This window comes from Luoshenia tenuis, assembly GCF_014384745.1.
In the GTDB taxonomy this organism is placed as follows: domain Bacteria; phylum Bacillota; class Clostridia; order Christensenellales.
Window position 1 is genome coordinate 65381 of sequence record NZ_JACRSO010000006.1, and the last position, 21412, is coordinate 86792.

The following is a 21412-nucleotide window of genomic DNA, read 5'->3' on the forward strand; positions in this document are numbered from 1 at the left end:
GGGAATATTCCCATAAATCTGTTTTTATCTTATTAGGGGAAGTGCGATCTGTCAATATCACCACGATAGATTTAGTTTGCGGTCTACCCCCTGCAAACAGGGATTATCCTGTGCATTCCGCTGGTTTTTAATTGACTTTTTGCCCTTTACACTTTATAGTTGGATTATATGGGAGCGTTCCCATATCAATCGAGGACAAAGGAGATTTTGATTTATGAAATTAGTTATTGCTTCCGATTTTGCGGGCTTTACCCTGAAAGAGGCGGTCAAAAAGCATCTGATCGAAATGGGGCATGAAGTGGCCGATGTGGGCCAGCAGACGCCGGAAAATCAGGTGATCTATGTGGACGCGGTTGCGAATTTGGCCAAGGCGATCGCCAGCGGCGAATATGAGCGCGGCTTTGTGATGTGCGGCACGGGCGCCGGCGTAAGCATTGCGGCCAACAAGTTTAAGGGCATTTATTGCGTCGCTTGCGAGAGCCTGTTTACCGCCCCGAAGTGCGCGATCATCAACAACGCCAACGTACTGGCCATGGGCGCGCGGGTCGTTGCCCCGGATAATGCCTGCGAGATGGCCGACGCCTGGTTAGAGCAGAGCTTTTGCAAAGGCTTTGCGCCGGAGCGAGCGGAATTTGTGGGCGGCTTGTTTAAAAAGCTGCAGGCCATGGAAGACGAGAATTTCAAGTAAGGCGGGAGCGGGAATATGCCGATGGAATTGTTTGACCTAACGGGTAAGTTTGCCCTGGTGACCGGCGCCGCCCGTGGGATGGGGCGCGCGATGGCCCAGGCTTTATACGACCATGGCGCGACGGTGGCCCTGGTCGGCCTGCATGAAACCGTGAAGGAGACCTGCGAACAGATCGATCCCACCGGGGAAAGGGCGCTGCCCTTTGTGGCAGACCTGGCCAGGCGCGAGGAGATCGACCGGGTATTTGACGAGGTGCTCTCAGCCTTTAATGGACGGCTGGATATTCTGGTGAACAACGCGGGCATCAACCTGCGCCACCCGCCGGAAGAATTCCCCTTGGAGGATTGGGATCAGGTGATACGCCTGAACCTTGACGCAGTCTTTATTCTGGCGCAAAAGGCCGGGCAGGTCATGCTGCGTCAGGGCGCGGGGAAGATCATTAACATGGCGTCGCTGACCAGCTTTTTCGGAGGGACGACCATCCCGGCTTATACGGCGGCCAAGGGCGCTGTGGCGCAGTTGACCAAGGCGCTGTCTAACGATTGGCGGGGCAAGGGAATCTGCGTAAACGCCATTGCGCCGGGCTATATCGCGACGGACATGAATACCGCACTGATCAACAACCCGGAGCGCAGCCGCAAGATCATGGATCGCCTGCCTTGTAAAGAGTGGGGCAAGCCGGAGGATATGATGGGACCGGTGGTATTTTTGGCCTCTGCGGCATCGGATTACGTCAGCGGGCACGTACTGGTGGTGGACGGCGGCTACATGGGCATGTAGCGATCAAGCAAGTTTCGCCCCGGGCCGATGGACGGCGCTACGCCCCGTGGAGGGTAGGCGTGCCGCCGGGAGAGGGATCATTTGTGCGCCGGGGTTCCGCAATGGGCGGGCTGGAGCCGCAAAGCTGTATGGACGTTCTCCTCGCGGGCGCCTGTGCAGCTGTGCGGTATTTCCGCTTTGAGCTGTGATTGAGGAAAGGAAGGCCGCGATATGGAAAAATTTTTGATCGCCATTGATGCTGGTACGACCAACACGCGGGCCGCGCTGCTGGATCAGGAAGGCAAGCTGATCGGCCTGCAAAAGGCCGCCGTGGGCGTGCGCAATACCGCTATCGACGGGGATAACCATAAACTGCGCGAGGCGGTCAAGGGCTGCATTAAAGCCCTGCTTACCAACCGCGGGCTGCTGATGGCGGACCTTGGCGGCATCGTGGCCAGCGGAATGATCACCTCAAACGTGGGTTTGGTGGAGGTGCCGCATATATGCGCGCCTGCAGACGCCAAGACCCTGGCGGAGAATGTGCGGACAATTACTTTGCCGGAGGTGTGCGATTGCCCCATTTGGTTTATCCCCGGCATCAAAAGCGCCCAGGGGCCTATCGGCCTTGATAACTTTGAGGATATGGATATCATGCGAGGCGAGGAAGTAGAAAGCGTGGCTGTGATCGCCCAGCTGCACCGGGGAGAGCCTATGCTGCTGGTTTTGCCGGGCTCGCATACCAAATTTGTGGCGGTGGATCGTGCAAGGCAGATCACAGGCAGCCTGACCACCATCGCCGGGGAGTTGCTCAGCGCCATCACGCAGGATACCATCTTAGCCGATGCGGTAGGACGTCAATTTGTTGCGCCAGGAGATTACGACCCGGAGCTGATGGCAGCCGGCTATAAAGAAGCGGAAAAGTATGGCCTTGGCCGCGCGGCGTTTCTGGGCCGGATCCTGAACCAATTTGCCATTAAGGATAAGACAAAGATCGCCAATTATATCTTGGGCACTGTGATCCAGGGAGATGTGCAGGCGGCAGAGCAGTGGTTAAAAGGCCGAGGCACGGGGCACACCGTGGTCTGCGGCACGGGCACTATGAGCCGGGCCCTGGCTGATGCGCTGGCCATGGACGGCGGATTTGGAGAGGTCGCTATGTTTGATGGCGATGGAGAGCTGCCGCTTTCTACCATGGGGGCGTTGGAGATCCTGCGGCAGGGAAACTATATTTGAGGTAACCGCCTTTACAATCGGGCCGCCAAAGCTCTGGCGGCCTTTTCCTGTGCGCGGGGCTGGCGGCGCGGGCAGATTTCGGGTATAATAGTACTGCACATTTTGTCAAACGGTAAGGGTAGGGAGAATTTTGAGAAAAAAACGGGTCACATCATCGGATATCGCCAAAGCTGTGGGCGTATCCCAGACGACGGTTTCGATGATCCTTAACAAAAAGTACAATACCTCTTTTTCCAGGGCAACGGTGGAGAAGGTGGAGCGCGCAGCGCAGGAGCTGCACTATCACCGGCCCCGCCGGCGCGCTAAAAAGACCTATACGGCGCAAAAGCTGCTGATGGTGCTTTGCCCTTCGCTGGTTAACCCCTATTATACGACGTTGATACAGGGCGTGGAAGAAGGCGCGCGCGAACATGGTTACAGCGTGATCGTCTGCAATACCGGCAGGGTGCGCAAGGCAGAGGAGGATTATCTCGAAAGGATCGAGACGCTGCGCCCGGCCGGCGTGATCTATATGTACTATCCGCTGTGCCAGCGGCGTGCGGAGGCCCTGGCGCAGCGCTGCCCTTTGGTGCTGGTAGGGGCGCAGGGCGAGCTTAAACATATCGACGCGGTAGCGCTGGACAGCGCCAAGACCGGTAGACTGATGGCCGAACACCTGCTGGAGCTGGGGCACCGGCGGGTGGCTTTTATCTCGACGCATATCGAATCCCAGCAGCCCGCACGGCTGCGCCGTGCAGAGGGATTTGAAGAGGCGTTTAAGGCCGGCGCGTCGGAAGGGCGCGTACTGGTCAAGGCGCCGCATGGGGAAGGGGATTGCCTGGATGACGCGCAGCGCGAATACCGTACCGGCTATGAGCTGACCCGTGAGCTGATGGCGCAGGACCCGGATATCACGGCGATTGCCGCGCTGAACGACATGGTCGCCCTAGGAGTGCTGGATGCGCTGTTGCAGCTGCATTATAAGGTCCCGCAGGATATATCGGTCATCGGGTGCGATAATACCATGACCGCGCGCCTGCAAAGCGTGAGCCTGACGACCATTGAACATTTTTCCCTGAATAAGGGACGGGACGCGGCGGACATCGTCTTTAAAAAACTGGCGATGGCGGGCGCCGATGTGCCGGGGGACCTTACTGCGAGCAACTACCACGTAGAGTATGAACCCTATCTGGTGCCGCGGGCTACCACGGGCCCGGTGCGGATTGCCGAAAAATAAGTTTTGGAGCAAAAATTATTATTAAAAAAGCGGCGTACCTTGCGCACAGGTGCGCCGCTTTGCTGTGAATGGGATATTGGGGATAAATTTACGTCACGATCCAGGCGAAATTATTACTAATAATTGCTGCCGGAAACCGATTTTATTAAGCGGCCAAATGCAACATGTGCTATGATAAGGCTAACCAATAGGAGGGGGATGGAATGATGGAAAAGGGACTTCAACTGGAACAGTATTTAAACCGTCAATGGGCTTGCAGCTGCGGCAAAACCCACGCCACGCACCTTAAAGCCGTGGCGATCCGCCCAGGCGCGGTAAACGATGTGCCGGAGATTTTAAAAAGCGTGGGCTGCGCGCGGCCCTTCGTATTGTATGACGAAACGACTTATCAGGCGGCGGGTGCGCTTTTACAAAGCGCGCTGGAAGGCGCGGGCGTTGCTTATACGGCCTATATCCTGCCCTATGCGGAGCCGGTCCCGGACGAAAAGGTGCTGGGGCAGATCCTGTTTAATTTTGACGCAGCCTGCGACCTGCTGCTGGCCGTAGGAACGGGTACGCTGAACGACCTAGCCAAGTACGTCAGCTTTAAGATGAGTAAGCCCTATGCCGTGGTGGCTACCGCCCCTTCGATGGACGGATTCGTATCCTCGGTGGCGGCCCTGATGGAAAACCACATGAAGGTGACCTATCCGGCGCATGTGCCCTGCGCGGTCATCGGGGATACGGATATTTTGAAGGCGGCGCCCATGGAGATGATCGCCTCCGGCGTGGGAGATATTTTGGGTAAATATACCTGCTTGTGCGATTGGGCCATGGCCCGCGAGATCGAAGGGGAATACTACTGCCCGGAGCTCGTGGCGATCATGCGCCAGGCTATCGACTACGTTGTGCAACTGGCGCCCCGGGTTCCGGCACGCGATCCGGAGGCGATCGCCGGCGTTATGGAGGCGCTGGTGCTCTCCGGCATTGCCATGGCCTTTGCGGGCAATTCTCGGCCTGCCTCCGGCAGCGAACACCATCTATCCCACTATTGGGAGCTGCAGTTCCTCGCGCAGGGGCGCAAGGCCGTACTGCACGGGATCAAGGTAGGTATCGGCACGGTAGCGGTATTGCGAATGTATGAGTGGCTTTTTGCCCGTAAAATCGATTTTGAGGCCGCAAAGGCTGGGGCGCTAGCCTTTGACGAAGAAGCTTGGCGCGAGCGGATGCGCGCGCTGTACGGAGAGGGTGCCCAAGCGGTGTTGGACCTGGAAGCGGCTACCCACAAAAACGGGCCGGAGGCGGTAGGCGCGCAGCTGAATGCTATGGCTGAAAAGTGGGATGCCCTGCAGGAAATCGCCGTCCAGCTGCCGCCAAGCGGGGAGATCGCCCGGATCCTGCAGCTTTTGGGGGCGCCTGTGGCGCCGCAGCAGGTAGGGGTGGATGAGCAGATGTTTGCCGATAGCGTTGTGGCGGCTAAGGAGTTGCGCAACCGCTTTGGACTGCTGCAAATGCTCTTTGATCTAAATTTGAGCCGGCAGGCGGCACAAGCGGCGCTAGAAAGCTAGCATAGACGGTTGCACCTAAAAAGAGCTCTCTGTTAACAGAGGGCTTTTTTAGGTTTATAAGGATAGCCGGCATTTTATCCAGCGGTAATAGTGTTTGGAAGGAACGGCCGGCGGGATAAGGGAGAATACACCGCTTGATCGAGAAAAAACGAGAATTGCCGCAATGAATAGGCTAACCGCTTTAGGCTGATAGGAACATCGTGTATAATAAGGATAAAGAGCGGCTTGAGCGCCAAATCGAGATAAATGAAGAGCCGATGGCGATGCGCCGTATACAGTGCAACCTTGGCTATTCAAACAAAAATATGAGGGGGAAAAACAATGCGGCATATCCAAGACATGCGCGTGAGGGATCCATTTATCCTGACGGACAAAGAAAATGGGTGCTATTATTTGATCGCCAGCGACCGCCTGGCGCGGACCGACGGCAGGCCCGGAGAGGGTGTGGATTACCTGCGCAGCGAGGACCTGATACACTTTGAGGAACCCAAAGCCGCCTTTCGCCCGGATACGAACTTTTTTTCGCCCCACCAGTTCTGGGCGCCGGAGGTGCACGCGTACAAGGGACGGTATTACCTTTTCGTCACCACCTGGGGACGCTGGGGCGAGGAACCGATTGACACCGGCGTATTGGGCGAGGGGGAGATACGCGGCACGCAGATCTTTGTGGCAGACGAGATGACCGGGCCTTATCGGGCGTGGTCTCATGGGCCGGTGACCCCACGCAAAGATCTGACGCTGGACGGAACCTTGTATGTGGCCCCCGATGGAAAGCCTTACATGATCTATTGCCATGAATGGCGGCAGATCATCGATGGAACGATCGCGGCCCTGCCGTTGACGGAGGATCTGCGGGCCGCCGCGGGGGAGCCGGTAACCCTGTTTAAGGGCAGCGATGCGCCTTGGGCCACTGGAGATTTTGTGGAGAGCTATGAGGATACGCCCTATCACAAGGTGATTTATGTGACGGATGGGCCGTTTTTGTTTAACGATCTGTCCGGTGGGCTGTGCATGCTTTGGAGTACCGGCGGCGAGGGCATTTATACCACCGGCATATCCCGCAGCCCCAGCGGCAATGTCCTGGGCCCATGGGAGCAGAGCGAGCAGGCCCTGTTCACTGGGGACGGCGGGCACGCCATGCTGTTTCACACCCTGCAAGGACAGTTGGTGCTGGCGCTGCACCAGCCCAACGGCGCCCCAGATGAGCGGCTGCGCCTATTCCCGGCCCGGCTGACGGAGACAGGGCTGGCGCTGGGGCCTGCACTTGTGCGCGGATAAGGGAAGAGGAAGCTGCCCGGGCCAAGAAGAGAAAACGGCAAAGGCAGGCATGCCCATACCGGAGTTTTCGGTTGAGGCCCCTGGAAAGCGCGTGGCTGTGCAACAGAACCGGGCATAATCCAAATGCATATAAAAAGGGCGGAAGGGGTTATCCTTTCCGCCTAATTATCCCCCTAAATTGTTTGTCCCGGTGGGATGTAATTTGGTTGGCGGCCGTGGTATAATAAGGCTAAACGTTTTAAGCAGACGGCTAATGACCGCCTAATATTGACAGGAGGGGAAAGAAATGTCCGTAGCACAGTACGTAAAGGGGCTGGCGCACTTTGGCCTGCCTACCAACGACATTGAAAAGACCATCGCTTTTTACAAGGGGTTAGGCTTTGAGGTGGTCCACCAGCCCAAGCCCACTTGCGCGTTTTTGCAGCTGGCCAATGTCCAGATCGAGACCTATCAGACCGGCACCGCCCCTGAGGCCATTGGCGCTATCGAGCATGTGGCGCTGGATGTGTGCGATATTGACAAGACCTATGCGGAGATCACCGCGGCCGGCCACAAAGTGGTCAGCGATGGCGTGCAGCAGCTGCCCTTCTGGGAGAATGGCGTGCGCTTTTTCACCATCGAAGGACCGAACGCCGAAAAGGTAGAATTCTGCCAGAAGCTGTAAGGGCATTCCCTAGGAAATACGCGGTTATAAAAAAGAAGCTATGATGCGCATAGCTTCTTTTTTTATTGTGACAATCTCTATTGCGCGTAAAGGGCGCTTAGCTGAACAGCCAATCGATACCGCCGGGCTCAAGCCCCTTGGCGCGCAGCTGATCGATCAGAGAAGAGAGGATCTCTGCGTCCATATCGATGGTGTGCAGCAGGATGATATCCCCATCCTTGACCCGCTCGAGGATGTGCTGCAAGCGGGCCGGCGCGGTCTTAGTCTTGCAGTCGTTAGGATCGACCGACCACATGATCACACCGGAATAGTTCATCTGCCCTGATACGGATAGAATGGTTTCGGACTCCTTAAAGCCGCCGCAGCCATAGGGCGGGCGCATAAAGCGCAGGGCGGGGGCGCTACCCCCAAGGGCTTTTTGCAGCTGATTTTCCATCCCCTGCAACTCGCTGCGGATACCGGCGGCATCCAGTTTATCCAGACGGGGATGCGTCATGGTGTGGTTGCCGATCTCATGCCCCTCGGCCACCGCGCGCTGCCATAGCGCGTGATTTTGCCCCAGCGCCTGTCCAGTGGGGAAAAAGGTGGTATGTACGTTTTTAGCCCCCAGCACGTCCAGTATTTTGGTGATGGCACTGGAATGATACCCATCGTCAAAGGTGATCGCCACCCGTCCCCGGCCGCGCGGCCCATGGAAGACCTTAACGGGGGCACCAGCGGTAAAGGTGGAGGAGCCGCCGCCCGAAGGCGCCGGGGGAGCCGGTGTAGGCGTCGACGCGGGCGTGGGGGTAGGTGTTGGAAGCGGCTTATAGTCCATCTCGAACCGGACGGGCTTGCCGCTTTTAGGGGCTGTGGAGAGCGCCTCCAGCTTCTTTAACGGTTGGCGCTGGCTGGAAACCAGGGCCAGATACTGCTGGCGCATGCCGGAATCGACCCTGCCGGCGCTGCTGGGCTGAACGGCGGCGGGGATGGATAGAAAAGTTAAAGTCAGCACAAACAGCAGGAGCGGGATGACCCGAAAAGCCGTTTTTTTACGGTGCTTGCCCCGGCGGGGGCGCGTAGCGCGGGGAAGTTTTTCATTCGTATGCAGCATAGACTTTCAACCTTTTCATTCGTATTCATTTAAGCATGCTTACAGCCTGAGTATAGCATGCTTCGACAATATTCGGGGGATTATGACGGAAACGTGATAAATATTTAACAGGTGTAATAGGTGTAAAATTTTTGCAGCTAAACCGCCTGCTTTGGGTACAAAAAGAGCTGCCCTAAAGGGCAGCTCTTTTGAACGGGTAATTTTTTATTCAGATAGGCTATCCAGCCATGCGCGGGCCGCATCGATGTGGGCCTTTACGCTTTGCGGCGCTGGACCGCCGGACACCTTGCGCTCGCGCACACAGGTGAGCAGCGATACAGCCTCGAACACATCCTCCCCAAACAGAGGACTAAAGCTGCGGAACTCCTCCAGCGTCAGTTCGCTGATGGCGCGCCCCTTTTCGATGCAATAAAACACGATTTTGCCGATGACCTCATGCGCCTCGCGGAAAGGCAGTCCCTTTTTGACCAGGTAATCCGCCGCGTCGGTGGCATTGGTAAACCCGCCGCCCGCGCCGGCGTGCATCCGGTCAGTATTAAAGCGCAGGGTGGAGAACATGCCGCAAAAAACCTGCAAACATTTGATGTAGGTATCCCGCGCGTCAAAAAAGTTCTCCTTATCCTCCTGCATATCCTTGTTATAGGCAAGAGGGATGCCCTTCATAGCGGTCAGCAGGGCCATCAGATCCCCAAACACCCGGCCGGACTTGCCGCGGATCAGCTCCGCCACATCCGGATTTTTCTTCTGGGGCATGATGCTCGACCCCGTGGAAAACCCGTCGTCCATCTCCACAAACTGGAATTCGTTGCTGGACCAGAGCACCAGTTCCTCGCAAAAACGGGACAGGTGCATCATACCGATGGATACGCAGCTGGCAAACTCGATACAAAAGTCTCGGTCGCTGACCGCATCCAGGCTATTGGCCGTGATAGCGGAAAAGCCCAAAAGCTGGGCGACCCGCTCGCGGTTCAAATCATAAGTGGTACCGGCCAGGGCGCCTGCGCCCAACGGCATCACGTCGACACGGTCATAACAATCCTGCAGGCGGGTGATATCCCGCTTGAACATCTCAAAATAAGCCATCAGGTGGTGGCCCAGGGTGATGGGCTGCGCCTTTTGCAGGTGGGTATAGCCGGGCATGATGGTCTCCAAATGCTGCGCGGCGGTATCTAAAATGCACTGGCACAGTTTTTTCAGCTCGAATACGGCTTGGCGTATGCTGTCCTTGCAGTACATGCGCATATCCAGCGCCACCTGGTCGTTACGGCTGCGGCCGGTATGCAGCCGCTTGCCCGCCTGGCCGATGCGCTCGGTCAGCAGCTTTTCGATATTCATATGGATATCTTCGGCATCGATCTCAAAGTCGACCTTGCCCGCCTCGATATCCGATAAGATACCCTTTAGACCCTGGCAGATCGCCTGCGCATCCTCCTGGGGGATGATCCCCTGCTCGCCCAGCATGGTGGCATGGGCGATGCTGCCGGCGATATCCTGGCGGTACAGCCGCCAGTCAAAGGAGATGGAGGAGTGGAAGTCGTCCACCATCGCATCGGTCTGTTTTTGAAAGCGTCCGCCCCAAAGCTTCATCTTACTTGTTTCCTTTCAGGTTCTCCATCATCAGCGCGCGAACTTTAAGCGGCAGGCCGAACAGGTTGATAAAGCCTTCGGAATCCTTCTGGTTGTAGACCTCGTCTTCGCCAAAGGTAGCAAACTCCTCGCTGTACAGGGAATAAGGGGATTTGCAGCCCGCGGGCACGCAGTTGCCTTTGTACAGCTTCAGCCGGACCGTGCCGGTGACGGTCTCCTGGGTGGAATCCACAAACGCAGCCATGGCCTCGCGCAGCGGGGTGTACCAGCAGCCGTCGTAGACCAGCTCGGCATAGCGCACGGCCATGGTCTCTTTGTAGTGCTGCGTGGCCCGATCCAGCGTAAGGTACTCCAGCTCTTTATGGGCGGCGTACAAAATGGTTCCGCCCGGGGTCTCGTACACGCCGCGGGATTTCATGCCCACCAGGCGGTTTTCCACGATGTCGTCGATGCCGATGCCGTTAGCCGCGCCCAGGGCGTTGAGCTTATCCATAATTTCCAGCGGCGAGAGCGCCTTCCCGTCGATCTTGACCGGGACGCCTTTTTCAAACTCGATCTCCACGTAAGTGGGGGTATCCGGCGCCTTTTCCGGCGGGGTGCAGATCATATACAGCTCGTCCTTCGGCGCGTTCCAGGGGTCTTCAAGATCCGCGCCCTCATGGCTTAAGTGCCACAGGTTACGGTCCATGGAATAGGGGCGCTTTTTGGTGACCGGCACGTCGATCCCGCGGGCCTGGGCGTACTCGATCTCTTCCTCGCGGGATTTGATATCCCAGATCCGCCAGGGGGCGATGATCTTCAGGTGAGGCGCCAGGGCTTTGATGGTCAGCTCAAAGCGAACCTGATCGTTACCCTTGCCGGTGCAGCCATGGCAGATGGCTACAGCGCCCTCTTTTTCGGCGATCTCCACCAGACGTTTGGCGATCAGCGGGCGGGCGATGGAAGTACCCAGCAGGTATTTGCCCTCGTACACCGCGCCGGCCTTCATGGTGGGATAGATAAAATCCGTCACAAACTCTTCGCGCAGATCTTCAATATAAATCTTGCTGGCGCCGGTACGGATGGCCTTTTCGTTTAAGGGCTCCAGCTCTTCGCCCTGCCCCACATCCGCTGCAACGGCGATGACCTCATAATCGTAGTTCTCTTGGAGCCACGGGATGATGATCGAGGTATCCAGTCCGCCGGAGTACGCTAAGATTACTTTTTCTTTTGCCATAGCAAAACTCGCCTCCTAAATATTGAACGGGCGCGCGCCCGTTTTCGTCGAATTTTATATAATTATACATAACCATGATTACTTATGCAATAGCGGAAGGGAAAATTCTTGTGACGATTTTATGAACGGCCGCTTTTCCCGCGTTGACAAGCTTTTGCAAAAAGCATAAGATTACTATAGCAAACCGGGCGGGGATTATCAATTCCCCAACGGGTAAAAAACGCGGGATGGAGGGCTGTTTTGAGGATTTTAGGGATCGACCCGGGAATTGCGATCGTAGGCTACGGCGTGATCGAATCCCAGGGTTCAAGGCTAAAGCATATTGAAAACGGCGTGCTGACCACGCCCGCGGGGATGCCACTGCCCCAGCGGCTGGAGCAGGTGTATAACGGAATGAAAAAGCTGCTGATGCTCTTTCAGCCCGAGGCGATTGCCTTTGAAGAACTGTTCTTTGCCAAAAACGCCAAGACGGCCATCACCGTAGGCCAGGCGCGCGGCGTGGCGCTGCTGGCCGCGGCCCAGGAGAGTGAACAGCTTTTTGAATACACGCCCTTGCAGATCAAACAGGGCGTGGTGGGGTACGGAAGGGCGGAAAAGAACCAGGTGCAGCAGATGGTCAAGGTGCTGCTGAACCTGCCGGATATCCCCAAGCCGGACGACGCGGCGGACGCGCTGGCGGTGGCTATCTGTCATGCGCACAGCGCAAACAGCCAGCAACTGTTCAAAATCAAGTAATATTCATATAAAGGAAAGTTTATGTACGCATTTATTGAGGGGAAAATCGAAGAAAAAAGTTTGGATTCCATCGTTATCAACGCCGGCGGCGTGGGGTATCTGATCATGGCGACGGCTTCGGCCATTGCCGCGGCAGGCCCGGTGGGACAAAAAGCGCGCATCTATACCTATCTGGCCGTGCGAGAAGACGCCATGGTGCTCTATGGCTTTGCCAGTCTGGAAGAAAAAAAGATGTTTGACCGGCTGATCGGCGTCTCGGGCGTAGGGCCCAAGCTGGCGCTGGCGGTGCTTTCCAACCTGACGGTGAGCGACCTTGCCGTGGCCCTGGTCACCGGGGACGCAGCAAGGCTTAGCGGTGTGCCGGGCGTGGGGAAGAAGACGGCCCAGCGGCTTTGCCTGGAGCTCAAGGAAAAGATCAACAACGAAGAGCTGGCCGCCACCGCCGGTGAGGCGGCGCCCGAGGGGATTTCCGGCGCGACCGTAGAGGGCGAGGCCGTACAGGCGCTGATTGCGCTGGGGTATCAAAGCGCGGAAGCGGCCAAGGCCATCCGCGCCCTGGAAGGCAAGGCAGACCGGGTGGAGGATCTGGTGCTGCTGGCGCTGCGCAGGCTGGACGGGCGCGCGAAATAGCGGTTATCAATTTAAGGGAGAAGCAAGATGCAGGAAGAGGATCGCATTATCAGCCCCGGGCTGCGGGAGGACGACGAGGCGGAGTACAGCCTGCGCCCGCGCAGCATCGAGGAGTATGTGGGGCAGCAAAAGGTTAAGGAAAAACTGAAGATTTTTATCGAGGCGGCGCGCAACCGGCACGAACCGCTGGATCACGTATTGCTGTACGGCCCGCCCGGATTGGGGAAGACTACCCTGGCTAATATCATCGCCAATGAGATGGGCACCAGCATCCGCGTGACCTCCGGCCCGGCCATCGAAAAGCCCAAGGATCTGGCGGGGCTGATCACCAACCTGGCCGAGGGTGACGTGCTGTTTATCGACGAGATTCATCGTCTTAACCATAGTGTTGAAGAGGTGCTCTACCCAGCCATGGAGGATTTTGCGCTGGATATCATGCTGGGGCAGGGCCCCAGTGCCCGTTCGATCCGGCTGGACCTGCCCAAGTTCACGCTGGTGGGGGCGACGACTCGCGCGGGCATGCTGACCGGGCCGTTGCGGGACCGGTTTGGCATCACCAACCGTCTGGAGCTTTACGACGATGAAGACCTGAGCACTATCGTGCGGCGCTCGGCTAAAATACTGGATATTTCCATCGAGCCTGCGGGCGCAACCGAGATCGCCCGCCGCTCCCGGGGTACGCCCCGCATCGCCAACCGGCTGTTAAAGCGCGTGCGGGACTTTGCCGAGGTCAAGGCTGATGGGGTCATCACCCGCCCGGTGGCAGACGAGGCGCTGAACCTGTTGGAGGTAGACGCGCTGGGTCTGGACCAGACGGACCGCAGGATCCTCGAGGCCATCATCTGCAAATTTGGCGGCGGCCCGGTGGGCTTGGATACTTTGGGCGCCACCACGGGGGAGGAGACCTCCACCATTGAGGATGTGTACGAGCCGTACCTGATGCAGCTGGGCTTTATCTCCCGCACGCCGCGGGGGCGGATATGCACGGCGCTGGCCTACCGGCATATGGGTTATGTGGCCCCGGATCATGTGGAAGAGCGCACGCAGACGACTTTATTAGCGGATTAGAAATGGAGAGCGACGCCTTTGAATAAAAGCGATTTTTATTACGACCTGCCCCAGGAGCTGATCGCCCAAAAACCCATGGAGCCGCGGGACGCCTCGCGGCTGATGGTGGTACACCGGGCGCAGGATCGCATCGAGCACCGGCATTTTTACGATATATTGGAGTATTTGAGCCCCGGCGACGTGTTGGTAGTCAACCATACGCGCGTGATTCCCGCCAGGCTGTACGGCCGAAAGGTGGGTACCGGCGGGAAGATCGAGTTTTTACTGCTCAAACGCCTCAGCCGGGACGAGTGGGAGGTTATCTTAAAGCCGGGCAAAAAGGCGCCGGTGGGGGCGCGCTTTGAATTTGGCAACGGAGAGCTGGTGGCAGAGATCATCGGCCATGCGGACGAGGGCGGGCGCATCGTGCGCTTTAGCTACGAAGGCGTGTTTGAGCAGGTGCTAGAGCGTCTGGGACAGATGCCGCTGCCCCCCTATATCCACGAACGGCTGGAGGATCGCGACCGCTACCAGACCGTGTATGCCAAGTACGATGGTTCTGCCGCCGCGCCCACAGCCGGGCTGCACTTTACCCCGGAGCTGCTGGATAAGGTGAAGCAAAAGGGCGTCGAGATCGTCCCGATCCTGCTGCACGTAGGCCTGGGCACCTTCCGTCCCGTCAAAGAAGAGCATGTGGAAGACCACCATATGCACAGCGAGTATTACGAGGTATCGCCCGAAGCGGCAGATCAGATCAATGCAGCGCATGCCCGCGGCAATAAGATCTTTGCCGTAGGGACCACCTCCGTGCGGACGCTGGAGAGCGTGGCCGACGAGGCAGGCGTGGTGCATGCCGGCAGCGGTTGGACGGAGATCTTTATCATGCCGGGCTACAAGTTCAAAGTGGTGGACGCGCTGATTACTAACTTCCACCTGCCCGAATCCACGCTTTTAATGCTGGTCAGCGCTTTTGCGTCCAGAGAACAGATTTTAAATGCCTATAAAATCGCCGTTCAAGAAGGATACCAGTTCTTCTCGTTTGGTTCGGCGCAGCTGCTGCTATAGCCGTGCAGCATTATTGGCGCAGTTTAGGCGGCCAGGCAGCTCTATATGCGAAGCATTTTGGCGCGAGATAATTGAATATGGGCCGCTAAAGCGTCTGTGGTGAAGGATAAGCCAGAAAGATGAGTTATTCGACCGGATAGTTCATTTTTCTGGTTTTTCACATTTTTTTACATTCTCTTGCAATATGATGGCGGACGCAGTATGATTGACACTAAGACTTATTAGACTTTGATATAGATTATCGTTTGGTAGAGGAGGAGTACTCAGGCATCCTGATTTACAATATGACATTGTTGGAGGTAGGTTTCTGATGGAGATGGCACTCAAAGCAAGAAACAACAAAAAAGGTTTTACCCTGGTCGAAGTTATCGTGGTGGTCGTGATCTTGGCGATCCTGGCCGCGATCATGGTCCCCTCCATGATCGGCTGGATCAACAAGGCAGAGGATAAGACCGCGGTGGTCGAAGGGCGGACGATACTGGTTGCAGGCCAGACGATTGTATCGGAGAATTACAAGGCGTTTGACTCGGCTACGGTAACGATGACCCCGAGTACACATAGCGATTATATCAACCAGATTCAATCATTGGCTGATGTTGGCGCTACTGTGACGAGTATGACCGTAACCGACGGTAAGGTCACAGCGTTTGAGATGAAGTCTTCCGGCAATAAAACAGTAACATACAGTTCCACGGCGGACGACCCGTATACGGTTTCTTAGTCCATTTTTCTAAGAGAGGGTACAGAGCGGCTTAAGGCTTTAAGCCGCTCTTATCGTATATGGGAAGACTTTGGGCTTGCGGCGCCAAATGCCGTGGAGAAAAAATGGAATTTGTAGCTTACGGAGTTTTAGGGTTGTTTGCCTTTTTATTCGGCAGCTGTACCGGCAGTTTTATAAATGTGGTGGCCTACCGGCTGCCGCGCAAGCTGGATATGGTCAAAGGCCGGTCTTTCTGCCCGGCCTGCGGAAAAACCCTGAAAGCTTACGATATGATCCCGGTGCTCAGCTTTTTCTGCCTGAAGGGCCGGTGCCGGTTTTGCAAAGAAAAGATATCCCCGCGCTATCCGGCGGTAGAGGCGCTGTCCGGCGCTGTGGCGCTGGCCTGCGTGTGGGTCCATGGCTATACGCTTGCCGCGCTTATAGCCTTTTCGTCCTGCGCGGTTTTACTGGCCGTCGCCCTGATCGATTGGGACACCCAGGAGATCCCTAACGGTTTGGTGCTCGCGCTGGCCGTTCCCGCCCTGGCGGCGATAGGGGTATTCCCCGAGGTTTCGCTGCTATCGCGGGGGATCGGCCTTGTAGCCGTCAGCCTGCCCATGCTGGCGATGGCGCTGCTGATCAAAAACAGCTTCGGCGGGGGAGATATAAAATTAATGGCGGTCTGCGGCCTGCTTTTGGGCTGGCAGCAGATATTGGTAGGCACGTTTTTCGCCCTGCTTACGGCGGGCGGCTATGGAGCTTACCTGTTAGCGACCCATAAAAAAGGGCGGAAGGATACGATTGCCTTCGGGCCCTTTCTTGCTGCAGGCGTAGCCTTGGCGCTTCTGGCAGGAGAGCCGGTGCTGCACGCCTACCTGTCGCTGTTTATTTAGAACCGCCCGCACATTAAAAGGGACAAAGGAGTTAGGAACATGCCTGATTATCGCTATCGCGCCAGACGGATCGATGGCAAGCCGGTACGCGGCATCTTACGTGCCGCCAGCGAACCGGCGCTGCGCGAGCTGTTGCGCGAGCAGGAGCTTTATCTTTTGGAGTGCGAGGAGACCCAGGCGCGGCAAAATGGCTATCGCCTCAAACCCCGCCAGCTATCGGAGTTTTGCCGGGAACTGGGCACCATGCTTTCCTCTGGCGTGCCGCTGATCCGGGCGATCGGCATCATGGCGGGGCGGGATATACCCGAAAAGGTCAAAACGGTGTATTTGAATTTGCAGCGCTGCCTGCAGCAGGGGTTGGTGCTTTCGGAGGCCATGGCCCAGCAGGGGGATGTCTTTCCAGAACTGCTGATCAACATGTACCGGGCCAGCGAGGCCAGCGGCAGGTTGGACCTGACCAGCCAAAAGATGGCCGGGCATTACGAAAAAAACTACCGGCTCAACCGCAAGGTCAAAAACGCCATGATTTACCCGGTACTGCTGATCATCGTAACTTTTATTGTGGTGATGCTGATCTTTCTATTAGTGCTGCCCAAGTTTTTTACGGTATTTGAAGGGATCGATGCGCCGATGCCGGGCATTACCCAATTCATGCTCAACCTGAGCAATGGCATGCGGCAAAACTGGATCTGGGTATTGATCGGTATTTTGCTGGCGGTCCTGCTCGTGCAGACGGTGATCCGCATTCCGGTGGTCAAAATGCGGCTACACCGGTGGAAGGTACACTTCCCCGGGATAGGCAGGCTGATGCGCATTATCTATACGGCGCGCTTTGCCGAATCGCTCAGCTCGTTATACGCCAGCGGCATCTCAATCATGAACGCGCTACAAAACGCCCGCAGCACGGTGGGCAACGTCTATATTGAGGCGCAATTCCCTGAGGCCATACGGGCCGTGCGCTCGGGCGAATCGCTGTCGGGCGCGCTCTCCAAGATCGACGGATTTGACAGCAAACTGGCCGCCAGCGTACAGATCGGCGAGGAGACCGGCCAGCTGGACGATATGCTAAGCGCAACGGCGGATAATTTTGACTATGAAGCGGAGATGGCTATCAGCCGGCTGACGGCGCTGGTGGAACCCTGCCTGATCATTATTTTGGCGGTGGTCATCGGGTCGATCATTATATCGGTGATGCTGCCGCTGCTTTCGCTCTATGATACGATCGGCGCCTCCGGCGGCATGTAGACCGGGCTATTTTCTGAAGGGAGAGCAAGTATGATTACCTCGATTTATATTGCTAATGAGCGCGTGCAGGTCGTCATGGGCGAGGCGGGGAGACGGGGCTTGAAGATACAGACGCATGCCGCCACCCCGCTGCCGGAAGGCGTGATGATCAATGGCGTTATCACCGATGAGCGGGCGCTGCGTGCGGCTTTAGAGCAGCTGCGCAGGGATTATCCCAGCCTGAAATGGCAAAATGTGCGGCTGTGCATCGACTCTAGCGCGATTTATTATAAACAGATGCGCCTGCCCGCCCTGCGGCCCAAAAGAATGCTGGAGCTGGTACGGGGAGAGTTTGCGGATATGGAGAACGCGCAGGAGTTGCTGTGCGATTATGCGGTGCTGCAGCCGCGGGCGCAGGAAGGCGGCGTAGAGGCGCTGCTGTGCGCGGTCAAGCGGGAGATGGTAGAGAGCTATGTGCAGCTTTTAAAAGAGAGCGGCATTGCCCTTGGCGCGGTCAATACGGCGCTGGACAGCCAGATCAAGCTGGTGCGCAATTTACCTGCGCTGCGGGAACAGACCTTTATTATCATGGTGCTGGATGGCAATGTGCTGGGGGCCGCCGTCTTTGTAAAGGGGCAGTTTCGCTTTGCCAACCGTTCGCGGCTGTTGGCCGAACGGGGGAGCGAGGGGCTGCAGGCCGAGGTGGAACGCGCGGTATCCACGCTGATCCAGTTTAACCAATCCCAAAAAAGCGGCGAAGCGGTCACGCACTTGTACCTGGCAGGGCTGCGGCCCCAGGAGCGGGAACTGCAGGCCGAGGTTTGCCGTGCATTCGGGCTCAGGGTCGGCCAGCTATCCCAAGGCGGATGCGAGATCGACGCCCCGGACGGCTTTGATATGGCAGATTATGCCTACGCCGCCGGCAATCTATTTGATTTTTAGGGGGGAGCTGCCAATGATAGGCCAGCGTAAAGATATTAATTTTATAGCCAGCTACCACCGCGAAAAGACGGTCGACCGGCCGCGGCTCCGCCGCAGGGCAGCCTATATCGCCCCGCTGGCGGGGATATGCGTGGTTTTGCTGGCGGTATTTGCAGTATTGCAGATCGCGTTAGCCGGAAAAAACCAGCAATTAGACCAGTTGGAAGGTTATATCGACCGGCATATGCCGGCCTATGAGGAGGCGCTGGCTCTTACCGCACAGCGGGATACGCTGGCCCAGGCGGCGGACGCCTTACAAGCATCTGCGCAGGGGCAGGCTGCCTATCCCACTTTAGACCAGGAACTGTTTGGCAAGGTGGCGGCCTGCACGGATGCGGATTTTACCATCCAATCCTACCACTATGACGGTGTGACGCTGCAGCTAGGCGCCAAGGCGGCCTCTGCCGAGGTCATGCCCCAAGCGGTGCAAAAGCTGCGGGATACCGGGCTTTTTTATGCGATCGACTATACCGGCTACAACAGCGCCGCGGATGGCAGCTATACCTGCACCATCGGCTGCGCACTGTACGCTGCGCAGGATTAGGGGAGGGTGGATATGGCAAAACTTTCAAAACGCGAAAAGGTGCTGATCTATATCATGGTCACCCTGCTTCTGGTCGTAGGGCTGGTGATGCTGGCGATCCGCCCCACGCTGGATGCTATCGACGCGGCGGATGAAGTGATCGGCGAGCAGCAGGTGCGCCAGGCCAACATGGCCCAGGCCCTGACGCTGGTGGATGGCGTGAAGCAGACGCTGGACGAGGACCGCGCGCGGATCAGGGAATTGGAAGGGCGCTTTTTGCAGCCCATGTCAAACGACCAGCTGGATACCTACCTTACGGGGATATTGACAGGGCAGGGATTGACCGCGGAAGCGCTCTCGATCGAAATGAAGGATTTAAACGAGGAAGCACAAGCGCAGGATGCCGAAAAGAGCGAGGCGCTTGCCGTGAGGCAGGTGCGCGTGGTGGCCAGCGGGACGATGGATGATTTTGTGCGCCTGGCCGACCAGGTGCAGGGTTTATACGGCGTACGGATCTGCGATTATAACCTGCAGCCCAGAGGCGGCGGCAATACCCTTGGCGCTGCAGAGCAGACCGGTCAGATGACGATGAATATCGGCTTTGAGATCCTGATGCTGGATCAAGCGCTGCTGCCGGAGGGGGAGGTAAACCCGTGATGAAAAATATACCCATTGGCGAAGTGCTGCGCCAGTACGGCTATATCACCGAGGAGCAGCTGGGGCATGCGCTGGATTACCAGAAACAGCATGGCGATAAGCGCCTGGGCGCGATCCTGATCGAGCTGGGCTTTGTAACGGAAAAGCAGATGCTAGAGGCGCTTGCCCTGCGCATGAACCTTCAGATGGTGGACCTTGGCACCTATCAGGTAGATGTGGCCGCGGTGGAAAAGATCCCCAAGGCGCTGGCGCAGCGGTATAATCTCATCGCCGTGGCGCTAAAGGGCAGCCGGATCGCCATCGTCATGAGCGATCCGCTGAATTTCTATGCCATAGAAGACGTACGTCAACTGACACAGCTGACGCCGGAAATATTGCTGGATGTGACGGCCAATATCGACCGGGCGATCGAATACTATTATGCGGAGATCGACGCGCGGGCTACGGCGACCTGGGCTAATGCCGCCGTTACGGCCGAACCGGTAGAGGCCGCCGAGGATACGGACGAGGCCGCGCCGGTGGTACAGGTGCTCAACAGCCTTTTGATGCGGGGATACAGCATCAACGCCAGCGATATCCACATCGAGCCCTTTGAGGAACACGTAGCGGTGCGCATGCGCATGGACGGCGTGATCACCGACTATGTCACGCTCTCCAGCTCCCTGCTCCAGTCGCTGATCGCCCGCATCAAGATCCTTTCAAACCTGGATATAGCCGAGCGCCGGCTGCCTCAGGACGGGCATTTCCGCACCACGGTAGAAGGGGTGGAGATCAACGCCCGCGTGTCTATCATCCCCACCGTATTTGGCGAAAAGGCGGTGATCCGCTTTCTGCTGGCCAAAGCCGTGGTGGACGATGCACAGCGCTATGGCATGACGCAGGATAATTACGACAAGTTCGGCCATATGCTGGCCTCGCCCCATGGCATAATCTATATCACCGGCCCTACGGGCTCGGGCAAGACCACCACGCTTTATATGGTGCTAGAGAAGCTGGCCCAGCGCATGGTCAATATCTCCACCATTGAGGACCCGGTGGAGCGCAACCTGGCGCGGGTAAACCAGATGCAGGTCAATACCGTGGCGGGGCTGACATTTGAGCGGGGCCTGCGGGCGCTGCTGCGCCAGGACCCGGATATTATCATGGTGGGCGAAACGCGGGACAGCGAAACGGCCTCGATCTCCGTGCGCGCGGCCATCACGGGGCATCTGGTGCTTTCGACCCTGCATACCAACGATGCGATCTCTTCCATCGTCCGCCTGCGGGATATGGGCATCCCATCCTATCTGGTAGCCAACTCGCTGGTGGGCCTGGTAGCCCAGCGGCTGATGCGCAAGGTTTGCCCCTATTGCGGGGAAAGCTATACAGCAGACCTGACAGAGCGCCAGGCGCTGGGGGTGGACCGGATGGTATCCCTCAAAAGGGGTGCGGGCTGCCATATGTGCAATGACACCGGATACCGGGGGCGCACGGCCGTGCATGAGGTAGTGCTGATCGATAAGGGGCTGCGCCGCCTAATTACCGAAGAGGCGCCGATGGACGATATCGCCGGATATGTGCGCGCGCATCAGCAGTTTGTTACGCTGAAGGATGCGGCGCGGGACCTGGTGCTTGGGGGCGTGACCACGATGGAAGAATATTACAAGGTATCCTATTATGCCGATTAGGAGGAAAGC

Annotated in this window: 21 protein-coding genes; 18 read left to right on the forward strand and 3 right to left on the reverse strand. The window is 57.3% G+C overall.

Annotated features, from left to right (window positions below; genetic code table 11):
• Window positions 1-214: 214 nt before the first annotated feature.
• The 7 genes from H8699_RS11685 to H8699_RS11715 all read left to right on the forward strand — a co-directional run bounded on the left by H8699_RS11685 (window position 215) and on the right by H8699_RS11715 (window position 7385).
• Window positions 215-688 (forward strand): RpiB/LacA/LacB family sugar-phosphate isomerase, encoded by a 474-nt coding sequence (locus H8699_RS11685; protein ID WP_138295681.1) that lies wholly within the window; start codon window positions 215-217, stop codon window positions 686-688.
• 15 nt (window positions 689-703) lie between these two features.
• Window positions 704-1468: an SDR family oxidoreductase gene (locus H8699_RS11690; protein ID WP_330605239.1), complete on the forward strand. Its 765-nt coding sequence runs from the start codon at window positions 704-706 to the stop codon at window positions 1466-1468.
• 210 nt (window positions 1469-1678) lie between these two features.
• The gene (locus H8699_RS11695) at window positions 1679-2680 is read left to right on the forward strand and encodes a 2-dehydro-3-deoxygalactonokinase (protein WP_249285843.1); all 1002 of its coding nucleotides are present in this window, start codon (window positions 1679-1681) and stop codon (window positions 2678-2680) included.
• Window positions 2681-2810: 130 nt separating this feature from the next.
• Window positions 2811-3896 carry a LacI family DNA-binding transcriptional regulator gene (locus tag H8699_RS11700; RefSeq protein ID WP_249285844.1) on the forward strand — a complete coding sequence of 362 codons (1086 nt, stop codon included), beginning with the start codon at window positions 2811-2813 and terminating at the stop codon, window positions 3894-3896.
• A gap of 203 nt (window positions 3897-4099) precedes the next feature.
• Window positions 4100-5443: a sn-glycerol-1-phosphate dehydrogenase gene (locus H8699_RS11705; protein WP_249285845.1), complete on the forward strand. Its 1344-nt coding sequence runs from the start codon at window positions 4100-4102 to the stop codon at window positions 5441-5443.
• A 321-nt stretch (window positions 5444-5764) separates the two neighbouring features.
• Window positions 5765-6721, forward strand: a complete 957-nt coding sequence (locus H8699_RS11710) for a glycoside hydrolase family 43 protein (RefSeq protein WP_249285846.1) — start codon at window positions 5765-5767, stop codon at window positions 6719-6721.
• A gap of 286 nt (window positions 6722-7007) precedes the next feature.
• Window positions 7008-7385, forward strand: a complete 378-nt coding sequence (locus H8699_RS11715; RefSeq protein WP_147518803.1) for a VOC family protein — start codon at window positions 7008-7010, stop codon at window positions 7383-7385.
• 97 nt (window positions 7386-7482) lie between these two features.
• On the opposite strand, the gene H8699_RS11720 is transcribed toward H8699_RS11715, so the two are convergent.
• The 3 genes from H8699_RS11720 to H8699_RS11730 form a co-directional block, all read right to left on the reverse strand.
• Complete coding sequence (locus H8699_RS11720) at window positions 7483-8478, reverse strand: polysaccharide deacetylase family protein (protein ID WP_249285847.1); 996 nt, start codon at window positions 8476-8478, stop codon at window positions 7483-7485.
• Between the two features lie 204 nt (window positions 8479-8682).
• Window positions 8683-10065: an argininosuccinate lyase gene (gene argH, locus H8699_RS11725; RefSeq protein WP_249285848.1), complete on the reverse strand. Its 1383-nt coding sequence runs from the start codon at window positions 10063-10065 to the stop codon at window positions 8683-8685.
• Window position 10066: 1 nt separating this feature from the next.
• Window positions 10067-11281: an argininosuccinate synthase gene (locus H8699_RS11730; RefSeq protein ID WP_249285849.1), complete on the reverse strand. Its 1215-nt coding sequence runs from the start codon at window positions 11279-11281 to the stop codon at window positions 10067-10069.
• A 240-nt stretch (window positions 11282-11521) separates the two neighbouring features.
• On the opposite strand from H8699_RS11730, the gene ruvC reads away from it, so the two are divergent.
• The 11 genes from ruvC (at window position 11522) to H8699_RS11785 (ending at window position 21403) form a co-directional block, all read left to right on the forward strand.
• Entirely contained in the window at window positions 11522-12016 is a 495-nt protein-coding gene (ruvC, locus tag H8699_RS11735; protein ID WP_138295691.1) for a crossover junction endodeoxyribonuclease RuvC, read from the forward strand.
• Between the two features lie 21 nt (window positions 12017-12037).
• Window positions 12038-12646 (forward strand): Holliday junction branch migration protein RuvA, encoded by a 609-nt coding sequence (ruvA, locus tag H8699_RS11740; protein ID WP_249285850.1) that lies wholly within the window; start codon window positions 12038-12040, stop codon window positions 12644-12646.
• Window positions 12647-12673: 27 nt separating this feature from the next.
• The gene (gene ruvB, locus H8699_RS11745; RefSeq protein ID WP_138295693.1) at window positions 12674-13714 is read left to right on the forward strand and encodes a Holliday junction branch migration DNA helicase RuvB; all 1041 of its coding nucleotides are present in this window, start codon (window positions 12674-12676) and stop codon (window positions 13712-13714) included.
• 18 nt (window positions 13715-13732) lie between these two features.
• Window positions 13733-14758 (forward strand): tRNA preQ1(34) S-adenosylmethionine ribosyltransferase-isomerase QueA, encoded by a 1026-nt coding sequence (gene queA / locus H8699_RS11750; protein WP_249285851.1) that lies wholly within the window; start codon window positions 13733-13735, stop codon window positions 14756-14758.
• A gap of 316 nt (window positions 14759-15074) precedes the next feature.
• Window positions 15075-15479, forward strand: coding sequence for a prepilin-type N-terminal cleavage/methylation domain-containing protein (locus H8699_RS12495; protein WP_283244232.1), 405 nt, complete (start codon window positions 15075-15077; stop codon window positions 15477-15479).
• A 104-nt stretch (window positions 15480-15583) separates the two neighbouring features.
• The gene (locus H8699_RS11760; protein WP_249285852.1) at window positions 15584-16351 is read left to right on the forward strand and encodes a prepilin peptidase; all 768 of its coding nucleotides are present in this window, start codon (window positions 15584-15586) and stop codon (window positions 16349-16351) included.
• A gap of 39 nt (window positions 16352-16390) precedes the next feature.
• A complete protein-coding gene (locus H8699_RS11765; RefSeq protein ID WP_249285853.1) occupies window positions 16391-17596 on the forward strand; it encodes a type II secretion system F family protein in 1206 nt (401 codons plus the stop codon).
• 30 nt (window positions 17597-17626) lie between these two features.
• Window positions 17627-18517 (forward strand): type IV pilus biogenesis protein PilM, encoded by an 891-nt coding sequence (gene pilM, locus H8699_RS11770; protein ID WP_249285854.1) that lies wholly within the window; start codon window positions 17627-17629, stop codon window positions 18515-18517.
• A gap of 13 nt (window positions 18518-18530) precedes the next feature.
• Window positions 18531-19100, forward strand: a complete 570-nt coding sequence (locus tag H8699_RS11775) for a hypothetical protein (RefSeq protein WP_249285855.1) — start codon at window positions 18531-18533, stop codon at window positions 19098-19100.
• A gap of 12 nt (window positions 19101-19112) precedes the next feature.
• A complete protein-coding gene (locus H8699_RS11780; protein ID WP_249285856.1) occupies window positions 19113-19736 on the forward strand; it encodes a hypothetical protein in 624 nt (207 codons plus the stop codon).
• Window positions 19736-21403: a GspE/PulE family protein gene (locus H8699_RS11785; protein WP_249285945.1), complete on the forward strand. Its 1668-nt coding sequence runs from the start codon at window positions 19736-19738 to the stop codon at window positions 21401-21403. Before H8699_RS11780 ends, H8699_RS11785 begins: the two co-directional genes overlap by 1 nt.
• Window positions 21404-21412: the final 9 nt, after the last annotated feature.

What these genes read in the sequence shown, in the direction of transcription:
- H8699_RS11685 (WP_138295681.1), top strand. Translation starts at nt 215, where the DNA reads ATGAAATTAGTTATTGCTTCCGATTTTGCGGGCTTTACCCTGAAAGAG.
- H8699_RS11690 (WP_330605239.1), top strand. Translation starts at nt 704, where the DNA reads ATGCCGATGGAATTGTTTGACCTAACGGGTAAGTTTGCCCTGGTGACC.
- H8699_RS11695 (WP_249285843.1), top strand. Translation starts at nt 1,679, where the DNA reads ATGGAAAAATTTTTGATCGCCATTGATGCTGGTACGACCAACACGCGG.
- H8699_RS11705 (WP_249285845.1), top strand. Translation starts at nt 4,100, where the DNA reads ATGATGGAAAAGGGACTTCAACTGGAACAGTATTTAAACCGTCAATGG.
- H8699_RS11710 (WP_249285846.1), top strand. Translation starts at nt 5,765, where the DNA reads ATGCGGCATATCCAAGACATGCGCGTGAGGGATCCATTTATCCTGACG.
- H8699_RS11715 (WP_147518803.1), top strand. Translation starts at nt 7,008, where the DNA reads ATGTCCGTAGCACAGTACGTAAAGGGGCTGGCGCACTTTGGCCTGCCT.
- H8699_RS11720 (WP_249285847.1), bottom strand. Translation starts at nt 8,478, where the DNA reads ATGCTGCATACGAATGAAAAACTTCCCCGCGCTACGCGCCCCCGCCGG.
- argH (WP_249285848.1), bottom strand. Translation starts at nt 10,065, where the DNA reads ATGAAGCTTTGGGGCGGACGCTTTCAAAAACAGACCGATGCGATGGTG.
- H8699_RS11730 (WP_249285849.1), bottom strand. Translation starts at nt 11,281, where the DNA reads ATGGCAAAAGAAAAAGTAATCTTAGCGTACTCCGGCGGACTGGATACC.
- ruvA (WP_249285850.1), top strand. Translation starts at nt 12,038, where the DNA reads ATGTACGCATTTATTGAGGGGAAAATCGAAGAAAAAAGTTTGGATTCC.
- ruvB (WP_138295693.1), top strand. Translation starts at nt 12,674, where the DNA reads ATGCAGGAAGAGGATCGCATTATCAGCCCCGGGCTGCGGGAGGACGAC.
- H8699_RS12495 (WP_283244232.1), top strand. Translation starts at nt 15,075, where the DNA reads ATGGCACTCAAAGCAAGAAACAACAAAAAAGGTTTTACCCTGGTCGAA.
- H8699_RS11760 (WP_249285852.1), top strand. Translation starts at nt 15,584, where the DNA reads ATGGAATTTGTAGCTTACGGAGTTTTAGGGTTGTTTGCCTTTTTATTC.
- H8699_RS11765 (WP_249285853.1), top strand. Translation starts at nt 16,391, where the DNA reads ATGCCTGATTATCGCTATCGCGCCAGACGGATCGATGGCAAGCCGGTA.
- pilM (WP_249285854.1), top strand. Translation starts at nt 17,627, where the DNA reads ATGATTACCTCGATTTATATTGCTAATGAGCGCGTGCAGGTCGTCATG.
- H8699_RS11775 (WP_249285855.1), top strand. Translation starts at nt 18,531, where the DNA reads ATGATAGGCCAGCGTAAAGATATTAATTTTATAGCCAGCTACCACCGC.
- H8699_RS11780 (WP_249285856.1), top strand. Translation starts at nt 19,113, where the DNA reads ATGGCAAAACTTTCAAAACGCGAAAAGGTGCTGATCTATATCATGGTC.
- H8699_RS11785 (WP_249285945.1), top strand. Translation starts at nt 19,736, where the DNA reads ATGAAAAATATACCCATTGGCGAAGTGCTGCGCCAGTACGGCTATATC.